We start from the raw sequence: 19,478 nt of genomic DNA on the forward strand, positions 1-19,478 counted from the left end.
TTTTATTTTTCAGTTAATGCTCTAAAATCGAACCAAAGATTCATTTGGATGCCGTCATCTCCGCTTTTGATACGAATATTGGTTGGCTGACTTTCTGGCCCTTGGTGCTCTAAAGGTTTGAAATCTCTCATTGCTGGAATTTCATACATAAAAGAGATGTCTCCTTCCGGGAATGCTGGCTGAGGATAACTTCCCGGAAAACCGTTTTTAGGCAAATCAGGGGTAAATAATCGTAAAAACAAATTTTCTGATTCGCTAAAAACTTTAAATGATGACGCTCCGGCTTTTAGGTTTGCACCCAATAAATTAGCGTGATATCCTTTGAATTCCGGATAAATCAGATTTTCAAAACTTTCTCCGGTAATGGTCGTATTATAATCTTTCTCCCAAAACCCGTAAGTGGTTCCTTTGATTCTGTTTTTCCAAACATGGTAAGGCCCTCTTCCGAACCATTTGATACCGGTTACCCCTTTTTCAGGGAAACTGAACGTGATTCCGAAAGCACTAATTTTATCTTCAAAAGCGGCACCATCAAATCCACCATTGTTTTCTGAATTTTTCAACGCCACTAATTCCATTTTGAATCTTCCATCAGCTTCCATAATCCATTTTATAGACGACAAACCACCAACATAGGACACTTTACAAACCGCTTTGTCGCCTTCTTGCGAAACCTGCACGTCTTTTAGTTTAGCCTTCATTCCGATGGGACGAGGTCCATTAGTCAATGGAATTACTGAAGTACCGTTTTTAACGCTCAGGATTTCTCCGGTAGTTTTATCTAAAGTAACACTAACACCACTACCTTTTAAAGTAACTTCATTTTCACTTTGGGTTGCTGCCGCTTTTGTTTTAGTTTCTTTAGCTACTAAAAATTTAGCGGCATAAAATTTAGCTTTATGAATAGGCCAGGTCCAGGTGTAGATTTCTTTATTGTATTGATCATAAGCCTTTATAGACAAAACATCGCCTTCATAGAAATTAGCCGGAACTGCAAATTTAATTTTACGGGCTTCACCGGGATCAATACTCGGAATCTCAATTTTACCCGAGCTTATTTCTTTTGCAACTGCATTGGTATAAAGCACGTCTTTATCAGATTTCATTACTTTGTATTCCATTTTACAGGAATTCAAATTACTGAAAAGATAATCGTTCGTAATCAAAAACGATCCATCAAAAGCAGCTGTAACTTGTTTTGGTGCAAATTGAATCGGTGCCCAAACTTCTTTTACGGTATAATAACTGCCTTCTCTTTCTCGATGCGGTCCTAAAATTCCGTCTGCCGCCAAAGAACCTTTAGAATCAAATTTCGCTTCTCCTTTCCAATCCGAACGAAAAACGGCTTCGTCGAGCATTGCCCACATAAATCCTCCGGCAAACAAAGGACTTTGTTTGTAGCGGGTCCAGAAATCTTCCAGTGCTGCTCCGTGTCCGTTGTCGTAGGTACCGTGCATAAATTCCGTTGGAAAAAACACGTTTTCTCCACTATTAAATCGGTGCATTCCCGTTAAATAAGTAGGGTAGTGGTGTGTATCCCAACCATTGAAATCAGCCCATGGGTGAATAACAATTCTTTTTTGAGGATCATTTTCTGCAAAAACTTTATCTACTTCGGTATTCCAACCGCCTTCGTTACCATTGTCCCAAATAATTACCGAGGGATGATTGACATCGCGAGTTACCATTTCGGTAACTAATTTTGTTCCTAATTTTGTATCATAAGAATTTTGCCAACCCGCTAATTCATTCAAAGCAAAAAGACCCAAAGAATCACAAACTTCCAAGAAATGTTCATCTGGCGGATAATGACCACGTACCGCATTCATGTTCATGTCTTTCAGCAATGTGGCATCTAACAAACTAATGCGTTTGCTGGTACTTCGTCCGCCTTCTGGCCAAAAGGAATGACGATTGATTCCTTTCATTATAATTTTGGTGCCGTTTACATAAATTCCGTCTTTCTTTTTGAACTCCAACGTTCTGAAACCAATTCTTTTTTCCACTTTATGAATGGTAATTCCATTTTGTTTCAAGACCAATTCCAAGTCGTATAAATTTGGGGTTTCGGTATTCCAAGGTTTTACGTTTTTCCATTGGGCAGCAATCGTTTCTTTGGTGCTTTTGGCTTTTATTGGAAAGGAAAAAGTTTCGAATTTTTCTCCATCCAAACCTTTTAAAGTGCCTTCGACAGTGGCATTTTTGGCAATATTTTTAAGGTTCATGTCAATAGTGATTGAACCATCCATTTTTGGGTTTACCGCAATATGTTGAATCTGTGTTTTAGGAGAAACCTCTAGCCATACCGGACGATAAATTCCGCCAAACAGCCACCAATCCGCTCTTCGTTCTGCAGCATTTACTGATTTATTGCTCGAATCTTTCCATACGTGAACTTCCAAAATATTTTTGGCACCAAAGTTCAACAGTGAAGTTATATCATACTTGAATTCATAAAAACCGCCTTGATGAATTTCTCCAGCCAACTTTCCGTTTACTTTTACTTCCGTATCGGTCATCGCACCACCAAAAGCGATTACGACATCCTTGCCTTTATAATCGGCGGGAATTTCAAATTCATATTTGTATAAACCTTCTTCTTTGCTGGGTTCTTTTTGGTTCAATTCTTTGTACCATCGACCATAAGTGTATTCTCCAAAACCTTCCAATTCCCATTGCGAAGGAACATTGATTTTGGTCCAAGTCTTACTGTTGTTGCCGCCGGTGCAATAAAAATCCCATTGCACGGGATGTTCAAAGTCTTTTCCGGAAAGATATATTTTGTCGGTTTGTTGTGCAAAACTATCTAGCGCAGAAAATGTAGTAAGCGCAACAATAGCAATGAATAGAACGTTTTTTTTAAGTGACATAATTTGGTTTTTCAAAAGGGATTTAATTACCATCAGGTTTAACAATTTCAAAGCGGGCACTCATGGGCAGTGTCCAAGTCGAAATGTAATTGGGTTGTGTTGGGTTGTAAGCAGGAGTTTCTTTGCGGATGTATTTTTTCAAAGGAAGGTTAAGTTCACGAATTCCTTTAATCACGCAAAGTGCAATTTCGTTAGCCCCAAAACTATTGAAATGGGTGTTGTCCTCCAATGCTTTGTCTTGTCCCGGAAAAGTATTTGCAGGGTATTGCACGAAAGCTTTTCTGGACATTTCATCCCCCCATTTCTCGTACAATTGGGTAGTTATTTGGGTAATGTCGATAAGCGGCACATTCATTTTTTTAGCTACCGCTCGCACCGCATCGGGGAAATCGCCGTGGGTTGGTTTCAAAGTTCCGTCGGTATTAAAAGCTCGGCGTTGTGTTGGAGTAACCAAAACTGCAATTGCTCCCTTTTTTCTGGCTGTTTCAACGTATTCCGTTAAATATTTTGAGTAGGATTCCCAAGCAGTGTTTTCAGGGCCTTTTAGTTTTTCGTCATTATGTGCAAATTCAACAAACAGATAATCGCCTGGCTTTAACAATGCGCTTATTTTTTTTAAACGATTGCTTCCTTTGAAAGAGCTCAAAGCAGAACCTGAAACTGCGTAATTGGCAACTACTACTTTATCATCAAAATAGTTGGTTATATACTGTCCCCATGATGCCCAAGGCTCTACATCTTGGTCTGTAACAGTAGAATCGCCAGCTAAATATACGACGTAGAGATTTTCGTCAGGAATGATTTTAATACTTTGGATAGATACAGTACCTAAAAATTCAAGAGTTAGTTTGTTGTCCCAATTGAATGTGTCTTTTTCTCTGTCTTTAAGACTAATATTGGAGGTAGCATCAATTTTGGCATTTCTAATATTTACATTGAAAATCTTGGTTACTTGGCCTCCTTTTTTTATAGAAAATTGGTTCAGCATCAGCCTTCTGGATTCTGCTTTTATGGTAATATTTGATGCTTTTTCTTTGCTTCCCATAGTTACTTCAATTCTATAATTTCCTTCGGGAACTGCTACTGAAAAGTAAGTTGGTTTTTCTGCAATAAAAGCAGTCGTATTGATTTTTATATTTTGAGCAGTATTAAAATCAAAACCATAACCTCTTTTTGAATCAAAGATCAATTGGGAATCAATGAGCGTTCCTTTCTGAGATTTTTTCTTACTCCCGAAACAAAATAATTGGGTCTTAGCTGAATTTCCAACAGAAGATGGAGTCTTTTCTTTAGAGATGGGGTTTTTATGCTCTTGTAATAAACAAGTTGAATGCATAGAGAAAAGTTCGCTAGGTACATAACATAAAAAAATAACTAATAATAAGCTTCTAATATTTGCCAACGCTTTGAGATTTAATTTTAATAGATTTTCAAAAATAATGGTTACTTTTTAATATAGTATCCTGTACTATGATGAAGAAAAATAATTGTAGAATTACGCTGATGCAGGCATTATAGCTATTTATAAAATCAGGTAGGTACAGGATAGTATACCAATAAAAAACAAAGAACTTGCCTGATAATTACCGAATTAAAACATAATGAGATATATTTTTATTTTTTGGGTATTGTTAGCGAATATTAGTCTCTATTCTTGTGGAGTAAAGAACACGAATAATACAGAAAAAGAAAATGGTACAAGCAGTACTAGTTTGCCTTCTTGGATTAAAAAAGTGGGATCTAAATTAACTGTTTTTAAAAAAAATAGTTATTCTGTAAATGAATTTGGAGCAATTCCAGATGGAAAAACACTAAACACAATAGCGATTCAAAAAGCAATAGATGCCTGTTCAAAAAATGGAGGGGGTGTTGTTACTTTTCAAAAAGGGATTTATTTAACAGGGTCTTTATTTATAAAAGAGGGAATCCATTTTAAAGTTGACAAAGATGTTGAAATTAGAGGAAGTCAGGATATTAAGGATTACAAACAAATAGATACCAGAATCGCAGGAATTGAAATGAAATGGCCAGCTGCCTTAATCAATGTGCTGAACCAACAAAATGTTATGATTGATGGTGAAGGAATAATCAACAGTCAAGGAAAAGTATTTTGGGATTACTACTGGGATCTGCGCAAGCAATATGAACCTAAAGGATTACGTTGGATTGTAGATTATGATGCGCAACGTCCTAGAACTATTTTGATCTCTGATTCTAAAAATATTACATTAAAGAGTCTGAACATCCAACAAGCTGGTTTTTGGACAGTACAAGTGCTATATTCTCAATACATAACCGTTGATGGTATTACAATAAGAAACAACATTGGAGGTCATGGTCCAAGTACTGATGGAATAGACATTGATTCTTCGAAATGGATTTTGGTACAAAATTGTGACATTGATTGCAATGACGATAACTTTTGTCTAAAAGCGGGAAGAGATTGGGATGGACTGAGAGTAAATAAACCTACTGAGTATGTAGTTATTCGAGATTGTATCGCTCGCAAAGGTGCAGGACTATTGACATTAGGCAGTGAAACTTCAGGAAGTATTCGTCATGTATATGCTTCAAATATAACAGGAGACGGAACTAAAAATGGATTGAACATCAAATCAGCTTCTAATAGGGGAGGTACTGTAGAAGATGTGCTTATGGAAAATATAAAAATGGAAAATTGCAACACCTTTATACAAATATCCATGAATTGGAATCCAAGCTATAGCTATTCTAAACTTCCTGATGGATATACTGAAGAAAACTTACCGAAACATTGGAAAAAAATGCTTACCAAAGTAGAACCGGCTTCTAAAGGAATACCACATTTTGAAAACATCACACTTAAAAACATTCATGTAAAAAAAGTGGGTAAGGCCATTAATGTGGAGGGAATGGCGGCATCTACTATTGAAAATATCACTTTGGACAATGTTCATATCGAAGCGGAAACTGCGGGAAAAATTTCTTATAGCTCCAATTGGACTCTGAGAAATGTGTCAATCAAAACAAATGATGGCTCGAAAGTTAGTATAGAAAACGCAACCAATGTAAACTTTTCGGAAACCTATGGGGATTAAAAAAATAAATAGTCAAATTCTAGTTTTCATGCTTTTTCTATCATCAATAGTAACAATTGGTCAGGAAAAAGAGCTTTGGCATGGTGTTTCCCGTAAAATACACTATGCTCCGGAAGGCAATAGTTTTGTGTTAAAAAACGGCTCCCGAAAATTTAATCGAGCACTTTATGGTACCAATTCCGGATTTAGGGTTGAAGCGGGCGATTTACCTGAATTTGCCCTTTACATGCCCGGGATGGGCGGGAACTTCAAACTTGGTTTTGCCAAAGGAGAAAACAGCAAATGGATTACGGAAGCTAAAACGATAGACACTCGGTACACGCTGGGAATCATGTATTATACAATTAAAGATCCCCTTTTAGTAAATGGAGAACTTCATATTGAGCTAGTTGCTTTAAAAGAAGGAGAAGGTTTCGCACTAAAAGTTACCGGAAATAATATTCCAAAAGACGTTTCCTTGATTTGGGCTTTTGGCGGAGCCACTGGAAAAAAGTTTAGCAGAGACGGCGATATTGGTGCTGATCCAGAATCAGTATTCTATTTACAACCCAATTATTGCATCAACAATAAGTATTCTCTAAAAAAGGAAACATTCTTATTGGAATATGGTTCAGAGAGTAACAAGGAAAAAACAGGCAATAATAAAATTCTAATTGGTATACATCCTGATTCCAAAACGCATTTGGCAGCTGCTACTAAACAAAAAACGCCAATCGATCTTTACAATTCAACTCCAGATTCATTAGCTGTTATAACTGGAAAAATAGATGTCATTCCGCAAACGGGGTTGTATTGGATGTTGGAAACCAATATAAATACGAAAAGCAAGAGTCAAAAGGCAATAGCTGATGTTTTTAAGAAATCCGTTGCAGCAACACACCTGTTAGCTAACCGTGTTAAAGTGGTTACACCTGATCCTTACATCAACACTTTGGGAGGAGCATTGTCAATGGCAGCAGATGCCATTTGGGAAAGTCCGGCTTTTCTGCATGGAGCTGTGGCTTGGCGCATGTATTTAAATGCTTGGCGGGGAGCTTATGTGGCAGATCCCTTGGGATGGCACGACAGGGCAAAAACGCATTTTACGAGTTATGGTAATTCACAAGTAACAGAGCCTTTAAGTGGCCCTGTAGTATTTGATACGGTCAGAAATTTAGCGAGACAAAAAGAAGAAATGGGAACGTCGATGTTTAGCAGTGGCTATATCAGCAGACAGCCAAATAAAAACACCGTTGCCCATCATTACGATATGAATTTGGTTTTTATTGATCAATTGTTACGTCATTTTAAATGGACTGGCGACACCGCTTTTATAAAAGAAATGTGGCCTGTAATTCAAAGGCATTTGGCTTGGGAAAAAAGAAATTTCGACGCCAACAACGACGGACTTTATGATGCTTATGCTGCCATTTGGGCGAGTGATGCACTGCAATACAGTGGCGGAGCCGTAACCCATTCTTCGGCTTATAATTATTATGCAAACAAAGAAGTGGCGGCTGTTGCCAAAATTCTAAACCAAGATAATGCTCCTTTTTTGAACGAAGCAAAAAAGATTTCGACTTCCGCCAACGCTCAACTTTGGATACCGAGAAAAGGAATTTTTGCCGAATATAAAGACGCTTTAGGGAATAAACTTTTACATGAGGCTCCCGGAATTTGGAGCATTTACCACACCATCGATTCGGAATTGTCGAATCCATTTCAGGACTATCAAATGCTTCATTATGTAGATTCTAAAATTCCTCATATTCCAATTGCTGCCGAAGGATTGGACAAAAAAGATTTGTACGCCATAAGCACCACCAATTGGCAACCCTACGATTGGTCGCTCAACAATGTGGCTCTTGCGGAACAATTGCATACTTCATTGGCTTTTTGGCAAGGTGGACAATCCGAAAAGGCTTTCAAAATGTGGGAAAGTGCCTTGGTGGACAGCATGTATTTAGGTGCTTCTCCGGGCGGATTTGAGCAGCTTTCGTTTTACGATGCAATGCGTGGCGAACTATACCGTGATTTTGCCGACCCGATTGGAATGACGGCAAGAACCTTGGTCGAGGGACTTTTTGGCATTCAACCCAATGCGCTTGAAAACACCTTGACAATTCATCCCGGATTTCCTGCGCAATGGGATAATGCGGCTTTAGAAATTCCCGATGTTTCCTTTTCGTTTAAAAGAAATAACAACACCGATTCCTACCAAATCAAAACTCATTTTACAGCAAAAATGAACTTAAAATTGGTTGTAAATATTCCTTTCGACAATATTAAATCCGTAATAATTAACGGCGAAAAAACGACTTGGAAAACCAGTTCAGATGCTGTTGGAAACCCTCAATTGATTATTGAAAGTCCTTTTAAGGAGAATTATAACGTAGTTATTACTTGGGAAGGTGAAAAATTGGAACAACCTAAAATAGAAAAATCCTATTGCATTGGCGAAAGCATTCATTTTGAAACTACAAAAGCCAGAATCATTGAAGTTTATGACCCGCAATCTGCTTTAGGTGAAATTTCTAAAACGAATTCCGAACTAAAAGCGAATTTGAAAACCAAAGAGAATGCCACCTTTTTCATAAAATTACAACAAGGAAACACGATTTGGTGGAGTCCAATCAACCTGATTGTTAAACCAGAAATCGAAGCAATAGCCACTCGAATAGAAAACAACAACTTGCTTTTTTCCATAAAAAATAGCAGCGCAAAAAACATCGAAGGCAATTTGGTTTTCAACCCTTTTGGGAAAGAAATTTCACAAAAAGTAAGCTTGCAGAAAGATTCAGAAACTACTATTTCCATTCCGTTTGAAAATTTGGTTTCGGGGACAAATGCTTTGGAATTAAGAACCAATGAAGGAAAAATACTTCCTATTTCGTTTGCCAATTGGGACATTCCTTTGCCAAAAGAAACAAAATTAGAAACGATTTCAATTTCACAAAATTTCAATTCCAAAGTAACCGATATTTTTAAGCAAGAATATTTGTCGCCTAGATCGAAAACTGTCACTCTGCAGCTTCCAAAACAGGGAATAGGGAATTGGTGTTATCCTAATTTGGACGTAAAAATTGATGATTCCGGCTTGCGCCAAAGTGCGAAAAACAACAACCAAATCACAAGTCCGCAAGGCATTTTGTTTCAAACGCCTTCTGATGCTAATTCGAAAAACATTGCTTTTACATCAATGTGGGACAACTTTCCAAAGAGTATTTCTATTCCCATTTCGGGAAAAGCTTCGCACCTGTATTTGATGATGGCGGGAACCACAAACACGATGCAAAGTCGTATGGTGAATGGTGAATTAGTTGTCAATTATACTGATGGAACTTCGGAAATTCTACAGCTTAAAAATCCTGAAAATTGGTGGCCAATAGAACAAGATTATTATTCGGATGGTTTTGCATTTACTACAAATGCTCCAAAACCGCCAAGAGTGTACTTGAAATCAGGAATGATTACCCGAAGTTTTGATGACTTTAAGCCAATAAAAGGATACAGTAATTATGGTATCGACGGTGGTGCTGCAACTATTTTGGATCTTCCATTAGACAGCAGTAAAACACTGGAAAAGCTTACTATAAAAACAATCGCTAACGATGTGGTGATAGGGCTAATGAGCGCTACTCTTATCAGATAATAACAACAAAATAAACAATGATGAATTCTACTAAGAAACGATGTTTACTACTTTTTTTATTCCTTTTAGCAGCACCTGCTGTATTTAGCCAAAGGCAAATGGAAAACCTGGATCGAGGCGTGATTGCCGTAAAAGAAAAAGGCCAGTTTTATATTGGTTGGCGAGTTTTAGGGACAGATCCAGACCATCTGGCTTTTAACCTTTATAGAAAAAGTGGTGTTAAAAATGCTGTACGTGTCAATATCAGTCTCATAACTGGTGCTGCTAATTTGATAGATACCTCCGCTAATCCTCAAGAAGAGAATACTTGGTTTGTAAAAACGGTCATAAATGGTGCAGAAAAAGAAACATTAGGAAGTTTTACCATTGCCTCGAACAGCCCCGATAAACAATATTTGTCTATTCCGATAAAAGAAAAAAAAGGCTACATGCCTAATGATGTTTCTGTTGGCGATCTCAATGGTGATGGTCAGTATGAATTAATAGTTCATTTAACAGGACGAGGCCGAGATAACGCTTCTACAGGAATTACAGATCCGCCCGTTTTTCAGGCTTACACTTTAAATGGTACTTTTCTCTGGGAAATAAATCTTGGTATTAATATCCGTGAAGGAGCACATTACACGCAATTTATGGTCTATGACCTGGATGGCGATGGTATTTCGGAATTTGTGTGTAAAACAGCAGATGGATCCATGGATAGTACCAATAAAATAATTGGGGATGCTTCTAAAGATTGGAGAGATACAAATCCTGAATCCAGAACCTTTGGGAAAATTTTACAAGGACCCGAGTACCTTTCTGTTTTTAATGGAAGAACCGGAAAAATAATAACAACGACGGACTACATACCTGAAAGAGGTAATATTGGTGCTTGGGGCGGAAAAGGCGGAAACGGTAAAAATGATGCTACTGGAAATAGGGTAGACCGTTTTACAGCCTGCGTAGCTTATTTAGATGGCGTGCATCCAAGTGTAATAATGTGCCGCGGCTACTATGGAAGAACCGTTTTGTCTGCTTGGGATTTTAAGGATAATAAATTAACTTCCCGATGGGTATTTGATAGTAAAAACGGTGATAATCCATATTCTGGAATGGGATATCATAACCTTTCCGTAGCTGATGTAGATAATGACGGCAAAGATGAAATTATTTTTGGTTCGATGGTTGTTGATGATAATGGAAAAGGGTTATACACCACTGGTTTTAGGCATGGTGATGCGTTACATGTAAGCGACCTTGATCCGGAGTTACCCGGTTTGGAAGTTTTTGGGGTACACGAAATTGAAGAAGGTACAAAAGGTCCGGGAGTTGCTTTATTTTCAGCAGAGACGGGAAAAGTATTGTTTACCGAAGCTCTAAATGAAGATGTTGGCAGAGGTGTCTCAGATAATATAGATTCAACAAGAGTTGGAGCTCAAATGTGGTGGTCGGGCGCTTCTTCTCTATATGATATTAAAGGAAATAAAATTGGGAAAGTTCCTAGTTCGACTAATTTTTTAATTTATTGGGATGGTGACGCTACCAGAGAGTTGCTCAACTCTAATTATATAGACAAATATGGTAAAGGTCGATTGTTTACTGCTGACGGAGCGGTATCCAATAATGGGAGTAAATCAACACCTGCGCTGTCCGCAGATATTTTTGGAGATTGGAGAGAAGAACTTATTCTGAGAAGTTCAGATAATACGGAATTACGCATTTATTCCACTACTATTCCAACTGACATCAGACAGTATACGCTAATGCATGACCCGCAATACCGAATGAGTATTGCTTGGCAAAATGTTGGTTATAACCAACCGCCACATACCAGTTTTTATATGGGTAAAGGAATGAAGCCTACTCCAAAACCAAACATTGAACTGGTGCCTTTTCCTAAAGCTATAAAAAATAAATAAGCCTTTTTAGTTGATTCAAGGATTTAAGCAGGAGCCATAATTTATTTTTGGAGCTCCTGTTTCAAACATGGAATAGTTTGTTTAAAAAATAAGGAATGTTATTAATTATGCTCTAAACATTGAATCAAATTATGTTTCTCTAGCATAAAAAAAGCTTAAATAGAATTCCTGTCGATGAAGTTGAAAGGTACTTTTATTTTGCCTTTTTCTTTATTGAGAATCATTCTGGAAGCAGTTTCTCCCATTACTTTAAAATCTGTTGAAATAACGGTTATTCCAAGCAGTTCCTTTAGTGGAGTATCATTATAGGAAATAATACCAATGTCTTTTCCCAAAACAAACTCATCATCCCTAAGTTGTTTTACTAAATTGACTAAATCAGATTCTTCAATGGTAATAAATAAATCTCCTTTTTTAAGAATCATATCGTCATAAACCTCATTAAGAATTTCAAAATTTAAAGAATATTCTATGCAAAACTTCTTAAATCCGTGTAAAATTCTTCTTGGATAAGGATATACTGCATTTTCAGGATAAATTAAAATTAATTTTTCATAGGTAACTATTTTCGAAAGTCCTTCCTTTAAAGCATTATAAATATCATTTTCAAAATCTTGATAAATTTCAACAATTTCACCGTCCATTCCAAGCTTAATATTGTCCATAATAATCAGCTTTTCTTTCGGCAGTCTTTTAATAGCCTTAACTACTTCTTCAGTATAGCTGACATGCTTTAAATCGTCTGTTTTAAAATGTGGCATTATAACATAATAATCATAAGCTCCTTTATTTTTATCCAATAAATTCAAAAACAAGGTTTCATCGCAATGATAAATTAATAAATCAGTGTGGGAATTTGCACCTATACTATTGACAAAGGAATTGTAAGTTGTCATTTTATAAGAACTCAACTTATTAATTAAAAATAGAATATTTACTTTCGAAATTAGTTTTGTTCGTGTAATATAATAGCCCTTACCTCTAATGGATGAAATTACTTTTCGCTCCTTTAGAATATTGTATGCTTTTTCTACGGTATCCCTGGAGATATAAAAATCCTCACTAAACATATTAATTGAGGGGATTTTTTGATCTATTTTGAGATTTCCTATAGAAATATTAAAGATGATAGAATCTACAATCTGCTTGTATTTAGGTACTCTCGAATTCTCATCTATCTTAATAAACTTAATCATATCCATGTCAAATAAATTATATCCAAAATAGGCATTAATTTTTTAATTAATTAGGTATTCTATTTAAAAACTAGTTTTTGGGCTAAAAAAATTAAGTATTGCTAATTCTTAATTATTCCCCATTTATGAGTTTTAATTTAATAGGGTAATTTAGGAACTAAATCTTCCACTATTAATCTCTTCGTAAATAATATTTTCTATAAGAAAAAAATAGACCACTATATTTGCGCAATCGATTACACAAATATAGATTTTTAAAATTAAATGGCTATGGGAATATGAGTATTATTTTATTTTTTTTGATTAAATAAACAAATAGTATAAAAAAAGTATTATTAAATTGAGATATTCTAAAGTAATTACATCCTCAACAATTGATTTTTTAAATGTCAATTTGACAAAAAAAACAATTGTTGAGGATGTGATATTTAGTTGAACTATTTTATATAGTTCAAAAAACAACAAACATCAAAATCTTCTAATTCACTGCAATATTTTCTATATAAAAGGGTGTTTATGAGCTTAAGGCAAGAGTTGATATTAAGTTAATTTATCGAATTGTTCGTTTCAAGGTATTAAAAATTGAAAAAAATAGTGTTACATTATTTTGTAAAATTTATTTTTTTAGAATAGATGCTTTATCTACTAAAGGATAGTACAGGACAGTTTTGTTTTAGAGATTCTTTTATTTTACATCACTAGAACTATTAACCCTATAAATTAAAATATTAAATGGAATCATTACTCGGTATTCTTTTTCACTCCATCGGAGGTTTTTCCTCAGGAAGTTTTTATATGCCTTTTAAAAAGGTTAAAGGTTGGGCTTGGGAAAGCTACTGGATTGTTGGTGGATTTTTCTCTTGGTTAATCGTTCCGCCAATTGCGGCTTATTTAACTATTCCGGGTTTTGTAGAAATTATAAGTGCAGCAACTCCATCTATAAAAACAGTTACCTATTCAATGGGTTTAATCTGGGGAATAGGCGGATTAACATACGGACTTGGTGTTCGCTATTTAGGAATGTCGTTAGGAAACTCAATTACCTTAGGTTTTTGTTCTGCTTTTGGAGCATTAGTGCCTTCTATTTATTATAATTTTTATCCAACTGCAGGTAAAGTTTCATTTACCGATATGTTATCTAATACCGGTGGTCAATTAGTATTATTTGGTGTTTTAGTTTGCCTTATAGGAATTGCCTTTTCTGGAAAAGCAGGAATGCTTAAAGAAGCTGATTTTGCTACAGGTCATGAAGATAAAGACAAAGATTTTAGTTTAGTAAAAGGATTAATTATTGCTATTATTTCTGGAATTCTGAGTTCTTTTTTCAATTTCGGAATCGAAGCTGGAAAACCAATGGCGGAAGAAGCTGTTAGGCAAGGTTTCAATCCTTTGTTTCAAAACAATGTTACCTACATCATTATACTTTGGGGTGGATTGACAACTAACTTTATTTGGTGTATGTACCTTAATTTCAAAAATAAAACTTTCGGAGATTATACCAATACGAATACTCCAATTGCTAAGAATACACTTTTCTCAGCCATTGCAGGTACCATGTGGTTTTTGCAATTCTTCTTCTACGGAATGGGCGAAAGTAAATTAGGTAATGGGGCCAGTTCATGGATTTTACACATGGCTACTATTATTTTAACAGCCAACTTTTGGGGATTTTATTTAAAAGAATGGTCTGGTGTATCTAAAAAGACTTTTAATACATTCCTTTTGGGTATTGGTCTGATTCTTCTGTCAATTGTATTGGTAGGCATTGGGAATTCGCTTTAACATTTATAACATTCACTTTCAAACTTTTTATAAACACTTTCAATTTAACACTATGTCAAATATAAATACAAATAACATGACTTTTCAGCACGTAAGCTATCTTTGGGATGACGCAAAAGCTGCAGCATTAGCAGGAGATGAAGTAGCACTTTTCATTTATCGTTCTAATTTATTAGGAGCCGATTTGAGATTAACGAACTATGGAGGTGGAAACACTTCGGTAAAAATTACTGATAAAGATCCATTAACAGGAGCTGATTCTGAAGTAATGTGGATCAAAGGTTCTGGTGGCGACATTGGAACATTAACAAGATCAGGTTGTGCAGCCCTTTATTTAGAAAGACTTCTCAATCTTGAAAATGTATACAGAGGAATCGAATTTGAAGACGAAATGGTGGAGTTATTCAATCACTGTATTTTTGACTTAGCGTCAAAAGCACCTTCTATCGATACGCCTTTACACGGTTTCTTACCTTTCAAACACATTGATCACTTGCATCCTGATGCGGCTATTGCTATTGCTGCTGCAAAAGATGGAGCAAAAATCACCGAAGAGTTATTCAACGGAGAAATTGGTTGGGTGGGATGGCAACGTCCAGGTTTCGACTTAGGTTTACAAATGCGTGCTTGTCTTCAAGAAGCTGAAGCAAAAGGAAAAAAATTAAAAGGTGTAATGTTGGGCTCTCATGGTTTATTTACCTGGGGAGACACCTCTTACGAAAGTTATGTAAATACGCTTGAAGTAACTGAAAAATGTGCTGCCTATTTAGAAAGCAACTACGGAAAAAAACGTCCAGTTTTTGGAGGTCAAAAATTGGAAAGCCTTCCAGAAGATGCTCGTAAATTAAAAGCTGCCAAAGTAGCGCCGATATTACGTGGTTTCTGTTCTTCAGAGCGAAAAATGATTGGACATTATACAGATGATGCCAGAGTGTTGGAATTCATCAATTCGAATGATTTAGAAAAATTAGCTCCTCTTGGAACTTCTTGTCCAGACCATTTCTTGCGTACTAAAATCAGTCCTTTGGTTTTAGAATTAGATCCAAACGAAGATTTATCAGATGTAGAAGCTATCAAAGCAAAATTAACTCCTGCTTTTGAAGCCTACCGTGCGATGTATGCAGAATATTACAATACCTGCAAGAAATCGAATTCACCAGCGATGCGTGACCCAAATCCTGTGGTGATTTTATATCCGGGAGTTGGTATGTTTACTTTCGCAAAAGATAAAACGATGGCGCGTTTAGCATCAGAATATTACATCAATGCGGTAAACGTGATGAAAGGTGCTGAAGCAGTTTCAGAATATACTTCATTGCCGCGTCAAGAAGCTTTTGATATTGAATATTGGTTATTGGAAGAAGCTAAGTTACAACGTATGGCTAAACCAAAAGCCTTGTCAGGAAGAATCGCTTTGATTACAGGTTCTGCAGGAGGAATTGGAAAAGCTATCGCAAAAAGATTTGCAGAAGAAGGCGCTTGTGTTGTCATCAATGACATCAATGAAGAGCGTTTGCAAAGTGCTACTGCTGATTTCATCAAGACTTTTGGAAAGGATGCAATTTCAAGCACTTTATTGAATGTAACAGATGAAAACAGTACTGAAAAAGCATTGGATGCTGCCTGTTTGGCTTTTGGTGGAGCAGATATTATCGTTAATAATGCGGGAATCAGTATCTCAAAATCTATTGCAGAACATACTTTAGAAGAATGGGATAGATTGTATGATATTTTGGTAAAAGGACAATTTATTGTTTCTAAAGCTGGAACTGAAGTAATGCGCAAGCAAGGATTTGGTGGTGATATTGTAAATATCGTATCTAAAAATGCAGTAGTTGCAGGACCAAATAACCCTGGTTATGGTTCAGCTAAAGCTGCGCAAGCGCATTTAACACGTTTGATGGCTGCCGAATTAGGTGCAGATAAAATCCGTGTGAATACGGTAAACCCCGATGCAGTAATCTCTGATTCCAATATTTGGTCAGGTGGTTGGGCAGATGGTCGTGCTAAAGCGTATGGTATTACAGTAGCAGAATTGCCTGCTTACTATGCGAAACGTACGTTATTAAATGAAATTATATTGCCGGATGATATTGCTAATGCTTGTTTTGCATTCGTAGGTGGCTTGTTGAATAAATCAACAGGAAATGCCTTGAATGTTGACGGTGGAGTAGCAATGGGCTTTTATAGATAGGTTTTTAGATGTTTGTTTTTTAGATTGATTTTTCTAACGTCCGTATCTTTCGGGCGTTAGATTTATCTAAATTTGTAATCAAGTTCTTTTATAAAGAACTAAGTTGTTTTTAAAAATATATTGCATCCACAAACTTCTTTTAAAGAAGTTTTTTATTTAATTTTAAAAAAAAATATCATGTTAATTGAATCATACAAAATAGCTTCCCATAATGATGACCTTTTAAAGGCTCATAAAAATAAATTGGTTTTCACAGCATCCGAAATTGCAGAAACCGAAAATATTATCCAAAAATTAATTGATTTCCAAATCGCAATTCCATCTTGGGCTTTAGGCACAGGAGGAACTCGTTTTGGTCGTTTTCCAGGAGGCGGAGAACCACGTTCTTTAGAAGAAAAAATTGAAGATGTAGGTTTGTTACACGCTTTAAACAATGCTTCTGGGGCTATTTCTTTGCATATTCCTTGGGATATACCGACGGATTATCAAGCAATTAAAGTATTAGCTGCACAACACAATTTGAAATTTGATGCAGTTAATTCAAATACATTTCAAGATCAGGCTGATCAGGCACATTCGTATAAATTTGGGTCTTTACAAAACGTAAATAAAGCGGTTCGTAAACAAGCTGTTGACCATAATATTGAAGTAATTCAACAAGGAATTGCTTTAGGTTCTGAATCATTAACGGTTTGGCTTGCTGACGGTTCTTGTTTTCCGGGACAATTGAATTTCCGTAAAGCCTATCAAAATACACTAGAAAGTTTAGAAGAAATTTACGCAGCATTGCCATCAAACTGGAAACTGTATTTAGAATACAAATGTGCGGAACCTAACTTTTATTCTACCACAGTTGCTGATTGGGGACAATCCTATTCTTATGTAAAAAAATTAGGAGATAAAGCCTTCACTTTGGTTGATTTAGGTCACCATTTACCAAATGCCAATATTGAGCAAATTGTTTCTTTATTGCTTATGGAAGAAAAATTAGGTGGTTTCCACTTCAATGATTCTAAATATGGCGATGATGATTTAACTGCTGGTGCCTTAAAACCATACCAATTATTCTTGATTTTCAACGAATTGGTGGAAGGAATGGATGCCAGAGGAATGAATCACGCTAAAGATTTAGGCTGGATGATTGATGCTTCACATAATGTAAAAGATCCGATGGAAGATTTATTGCAATCGGTAGAAGCGATTATGGTTGCTTATGCACAAGCACTTTCAGTTGACCGAAAAGCATTAGAAATTGCACAAAATGAAAATGATGTCGTTACGGCGCAAGAGATTTTACAAAACGCTTTCCGTACGGATGTTCGCGCCTTAGTTGCTGAAGCACGTTTACGCTCTGGAGCTGCATTAAATCCAGTTGGATTATACCGTGATCTTGCAGTGAGAAAAGGGCTTATCAATGAAAGAGGATTTAAAACAGTAGCTACGGGCTTGTAAAAACCAATCAAAAATGAATGTAGTAGCGATTTTTGATATTGGTAAAACAAACAAAAAAGTCTTTCTGTTTAATGAAAACTATCAAATTGTTTGGGAAAGATCAGTGAATCTTCCTGAAACAGTGGATGAAGATGGTTTCCCTTGTGAAGATATTGCAGAACTCAGAAACTGGATCGTTTTTAGGTTGTCAGAAATGCAGGAATTAAAAGAATATATCCTAAAAGCGGTAAATTTTAGTACCTATGGAGCCAGTTTTATTTATGTGGATGAAGAAGGTAATTCTTTAACACCATTGTATAATTATCTAAAACCATATCCCGAAGCGCTAAAAAAGAAGTTTTATGACAAATATAAAGGAGAAGAAAAGTTTGCGTTAAAAACAGCTTCTCCTGTTTTAGGGAGTTTAAATTCCGGAATGCAGATTTACCGTTTGAAAGAGGAAAACCCTGATTTATTTGCGAAAGTGTCTTACTGTTTGCATTTGCCACAATATTTAAGTTCTCTTTTAACTGGAAAATATTTTGCGGATATAACCAGTATTGGATGCCATACTAATCTTTGGAATTTCAAGAAGATGAAGTATCACAAATGGCTTAAGAAAGAAGCTATTGCGGATAAAATTCCGCGTATTCATGATGCGGGACATACTATAAATATAATAGGAGATATAGCCGTTGGAGTAGGATTGCATGATAGTTCTTCGGCAATTATTCCTTATATGATAAATTTCACGGAGCCTTTCGTTTTATTATCTACCGGGACTTGGAGTATTTCTATGAATCCTTTCAATGAGACCCCATTGACTTTTGATGAAATGCAATACGACTGTTTGTGTTATTTGCAATACAAAGAAAAGCCTGTGAAGGCTGCTCGTTTGTTTGCCGGTAATGAGCATGAAGTGCAAACCAAAAAGTTAGCGAGTCATTTTGGATTGCCATTGGATACTTATAAAGAGATTCTTTTTGATAAAAACATCATTTCTAAATTGAGAGAAATTAACCTAAAAAGGTATTCTTCCAGTGAGGATAAATATAAAATTCTTCTGGAATCTCCGTTCGAAAAGAGAAATCTTAGTGATTTTAAAAATTATGAAATTGCGTATCACCAATTGATGTTGGATATCGTTGCACAGCAAATACTTTCAACCCAATTAGTGATTCATAACAGTCCGGTGAAGAAAGTATTTGTGGATGGTGGTTTTAGTAAAAACTCGATTTTTATGAATTTACTGGCAGAAGCTTTCCCAGAAATGGAAGTATATGCTGCTTCTATGGCGCAAGCCAGTGCTTTGGGTGCTGCCTTGGCGATTCATAAAAACTGGAATCCGAAACCGATTCAAAATGATTTGATTGATTTAAAATTTTACAAACATTAA

The 19,478-nt window shown here is 36.0% G+C and carries 10 protein-coding genes; 7 read left to right on the forward strand and 3 right to left on the reverse strand.

Annotated elements, in window-relative coordinates:
- Positions 1–2: 2 nt before the first annotated feature.
- Both ACM55K_RS08275 and ACM55K_RS08280 read right to left on the reverse strand, forming a co-directional pair.
- Entirely contained in the window at positions 3–2,870 is a 2,868-nt protein-coding gene (locus ACM55K_RS08275; RefSeq protein WP_416849768.1) for a glycoside hydrolase family 2 protein, read from the reverse strand.
- Positions 2,871–2,892: 22 nt separating this feature from the next.
- Positions 2,893–4,206, reverse strand: coding sequence for a rhamnogalacturonan acetylesterase (locus ACM55K_RS08280; protein ID WP_416849769.1), 1,314 nt, complete (start codon positions 4,204–4,206; stop codon positions 2,893–2,895).
- A 265-nt stretch (positions 4,207–4,471) separates the two neighbouring features.
- Between ACM55K_RS08280 and ACM55K_RS08285 the strand changes: the two genes are divergently transcribed.
- The 3 genes from ACM55K_RS08285 to ACM55K_RS08295 all read left to right on the forward strand — a co-directional run bounded on the left by ACM55K_RS08285 (position 4,472) and on the right by ACM55K_RS08295 (position 11,479).
- Entirely contained in the window at positions 4,472–5,947 is a 1,476-nt protein-coding gene (locus ACM55K_RS08285; protein ID WP_416849770.1) for a glycoside hydrolase family 28 protein, read from the forward strand.
- A 28-nt stretch (positions 5,948–5,975) separates the two neighbouring features.
- Positions 5,976–9,578, forward strand: coding sequence for a DUF4450 domain-containing protein (locus ACM55K_RS08290; protein ID WP_416849771.1), 3,603 nt, complete (start codon positions 5,976–5,978; stop codon positions 9,576–9,578).
- Between the two features lie 98 nt (positions 9,579–9,676).
- Positions 9,677–11,479 (forward strand): rhamnogalacturonan lyase, encoded by a 1,803-nt coding sequence (locus ACM55K_RS08295; RefSeq protein WP_416849772.1) that lies wholly within the window; start codon positions 9,677–9,679, stop codon positions 11,477–11,479.
- Between the two features lie 155 nt (positions 11,480–11,634).
- Here the strand turns inward: ACM55K_RS08295 and ACM55K_RS08300 are convergent, their stop codons facing one another.
- Positions 11,635–12,675, reverse strand: a complete 1,041-nt coding sequence (locus ACM55K_RS08300; RefSeq protein ID WP_416849933.1) for a GntR family transcriptional regulator — start codon at positions 12,673–12,675, stop codon at positions 11,635–11,637.
- Between the two features lie 732 nt (positions 12,676–13,407).
- On the opposite strand from ACM55K_RS08300, the gene rhaT reads away from it, so the two are divergent.
- The 4 genes from rhaT (at position 13,408) to ACM55K_RS08320 (ending at position 19,478) form a co-directional block, all read left to right on the forward strand.
- Positions 13,408–14,457 carry an L-rhamnose/proton symporter RhaT gene (rhaT, locus tag ACM55K_RS08305; protein WP_416849773.1) on the forward strand — a complete coding sequence of 350 codons (1,050 nt, stop codon included), beginning with the start codon at positions 13,408–13,410 and terminating at the stop codon, positions 14,455–14,457.
- Between the two features lie 52 nt (positions 14,458–14,509).
- Positions 14,510–16,651, forward strand: coding sequence for a bifunctional aldolase/short-chain dehydrogenase (locus tag ACM55K_RS08310; protein WP_416849774.1), 2,142 nt, complete (start codon positions 14,510–14,512; stop codon positions 16,649–16,651).
- Between the two features lie 177 nt (positions 16,652–16,828).
- Positions 16,829–18,103 (forward strand): sugar isomerase, encoded by a 1,275-nt coding sequence (locus ACM55K_RS08315; RefSeq protein ID WP_416849775.1) that lies wholly within the window; start codon positions 16,829–16,831, stop codon positions 18,101–18,103.
- Positions 18,104–18,116: 13 nt separating this feature from the next.
- Entirely contained in the window at positions 18,117–19,478 is a 1,362-nt protein-coding gene (locus ACM55K_RS08320; RefSeq protein WP_416849776.1) for an FGGY-family carbohydrate kinase, read from the forward strand.

The sequence above is a fragment of the Flavobacterium arabinosi genome (assembly GCF_048158725.1).
GTDB classification, from domain to species: domain Bacteria; phylum Bacteroidota; class Bacteroidia; order Flavobacteriales; family Flavobacteriaceae; genus Flavobacterium; species Flavobacterium arabinosi.

Bases quoted from the DNA above. Each gene is read 5' to 3' on its own strand.
- ACM55K_RS08275 (WP_416849768.1), bottom strand. From the start codon at position 2,870: ATGTCACTTAAAAAAAACGTTCTATTCATTGCTATTGTTGCGCTTACT.
- ACM55K_RS08280 (WP_416849769.1), bottom strand. From the start codon at position 4,206: ATGCATTCAACTTGTTTATTACAAGAGCATAAAAACCCCATCTCTAAA.
- ACM55K_RS08285 (WP_416849770.1), top strand. From the start codon at position 4,472: ATGAGATATATTTTTATTTTTTGGGTATTGTTAGCGAATATTAGTCTC.
- ACM55K_RS08290 (WP_416849771.1), top strand. From the start codon at position 5,976: ATGCTTTTTCTATCATCAATAGTAACAATTGGTCAGGAAAAAGAGCTT.
- ACM55K_RS08295 (WP_416849772.1), top strand. From the start codon at position 9,677: ATGGAAAACCTGGATCGAGGCGTGATTGCCGTAAAAGAAAAAGGCCAG.
- ACM55K_RS08300 (WP_416849933.1), bottom strand. From the start codon at position 12,675: ATGATTAAGTTTATTAAGATAGATGAGAATTCGAGAGTACCTAAATAC.
- rhaT (WP_416849773.1), top strand. From the start codon at position 13,408: ATGGAATCATTACTCGGTATTCTTTTTCACTCCATCGGAGGTTTTTCC.
- ACM55K_RS08310 (WP_416849774.1), top strand. From the start codon at position 14,510: ATGTCAAATATAAATACAAATAACATGACTTTTCAGCACGTAAGCTAT.
- ACM55K_RS08315 (WP_416849775.1), top strand. From the start codon at position 16,829: ATGTTAATTGAATCATACAAAATAGCTTCCCATAATGATGACCTTTTA.
- ACM55K_RS08320 (WP_416849776.1), top strand. From the start codon at position 18,117: ATGAATGTAGTAGCGATTTTTGATATTGGTAAAACAAACAAAAAAGTC.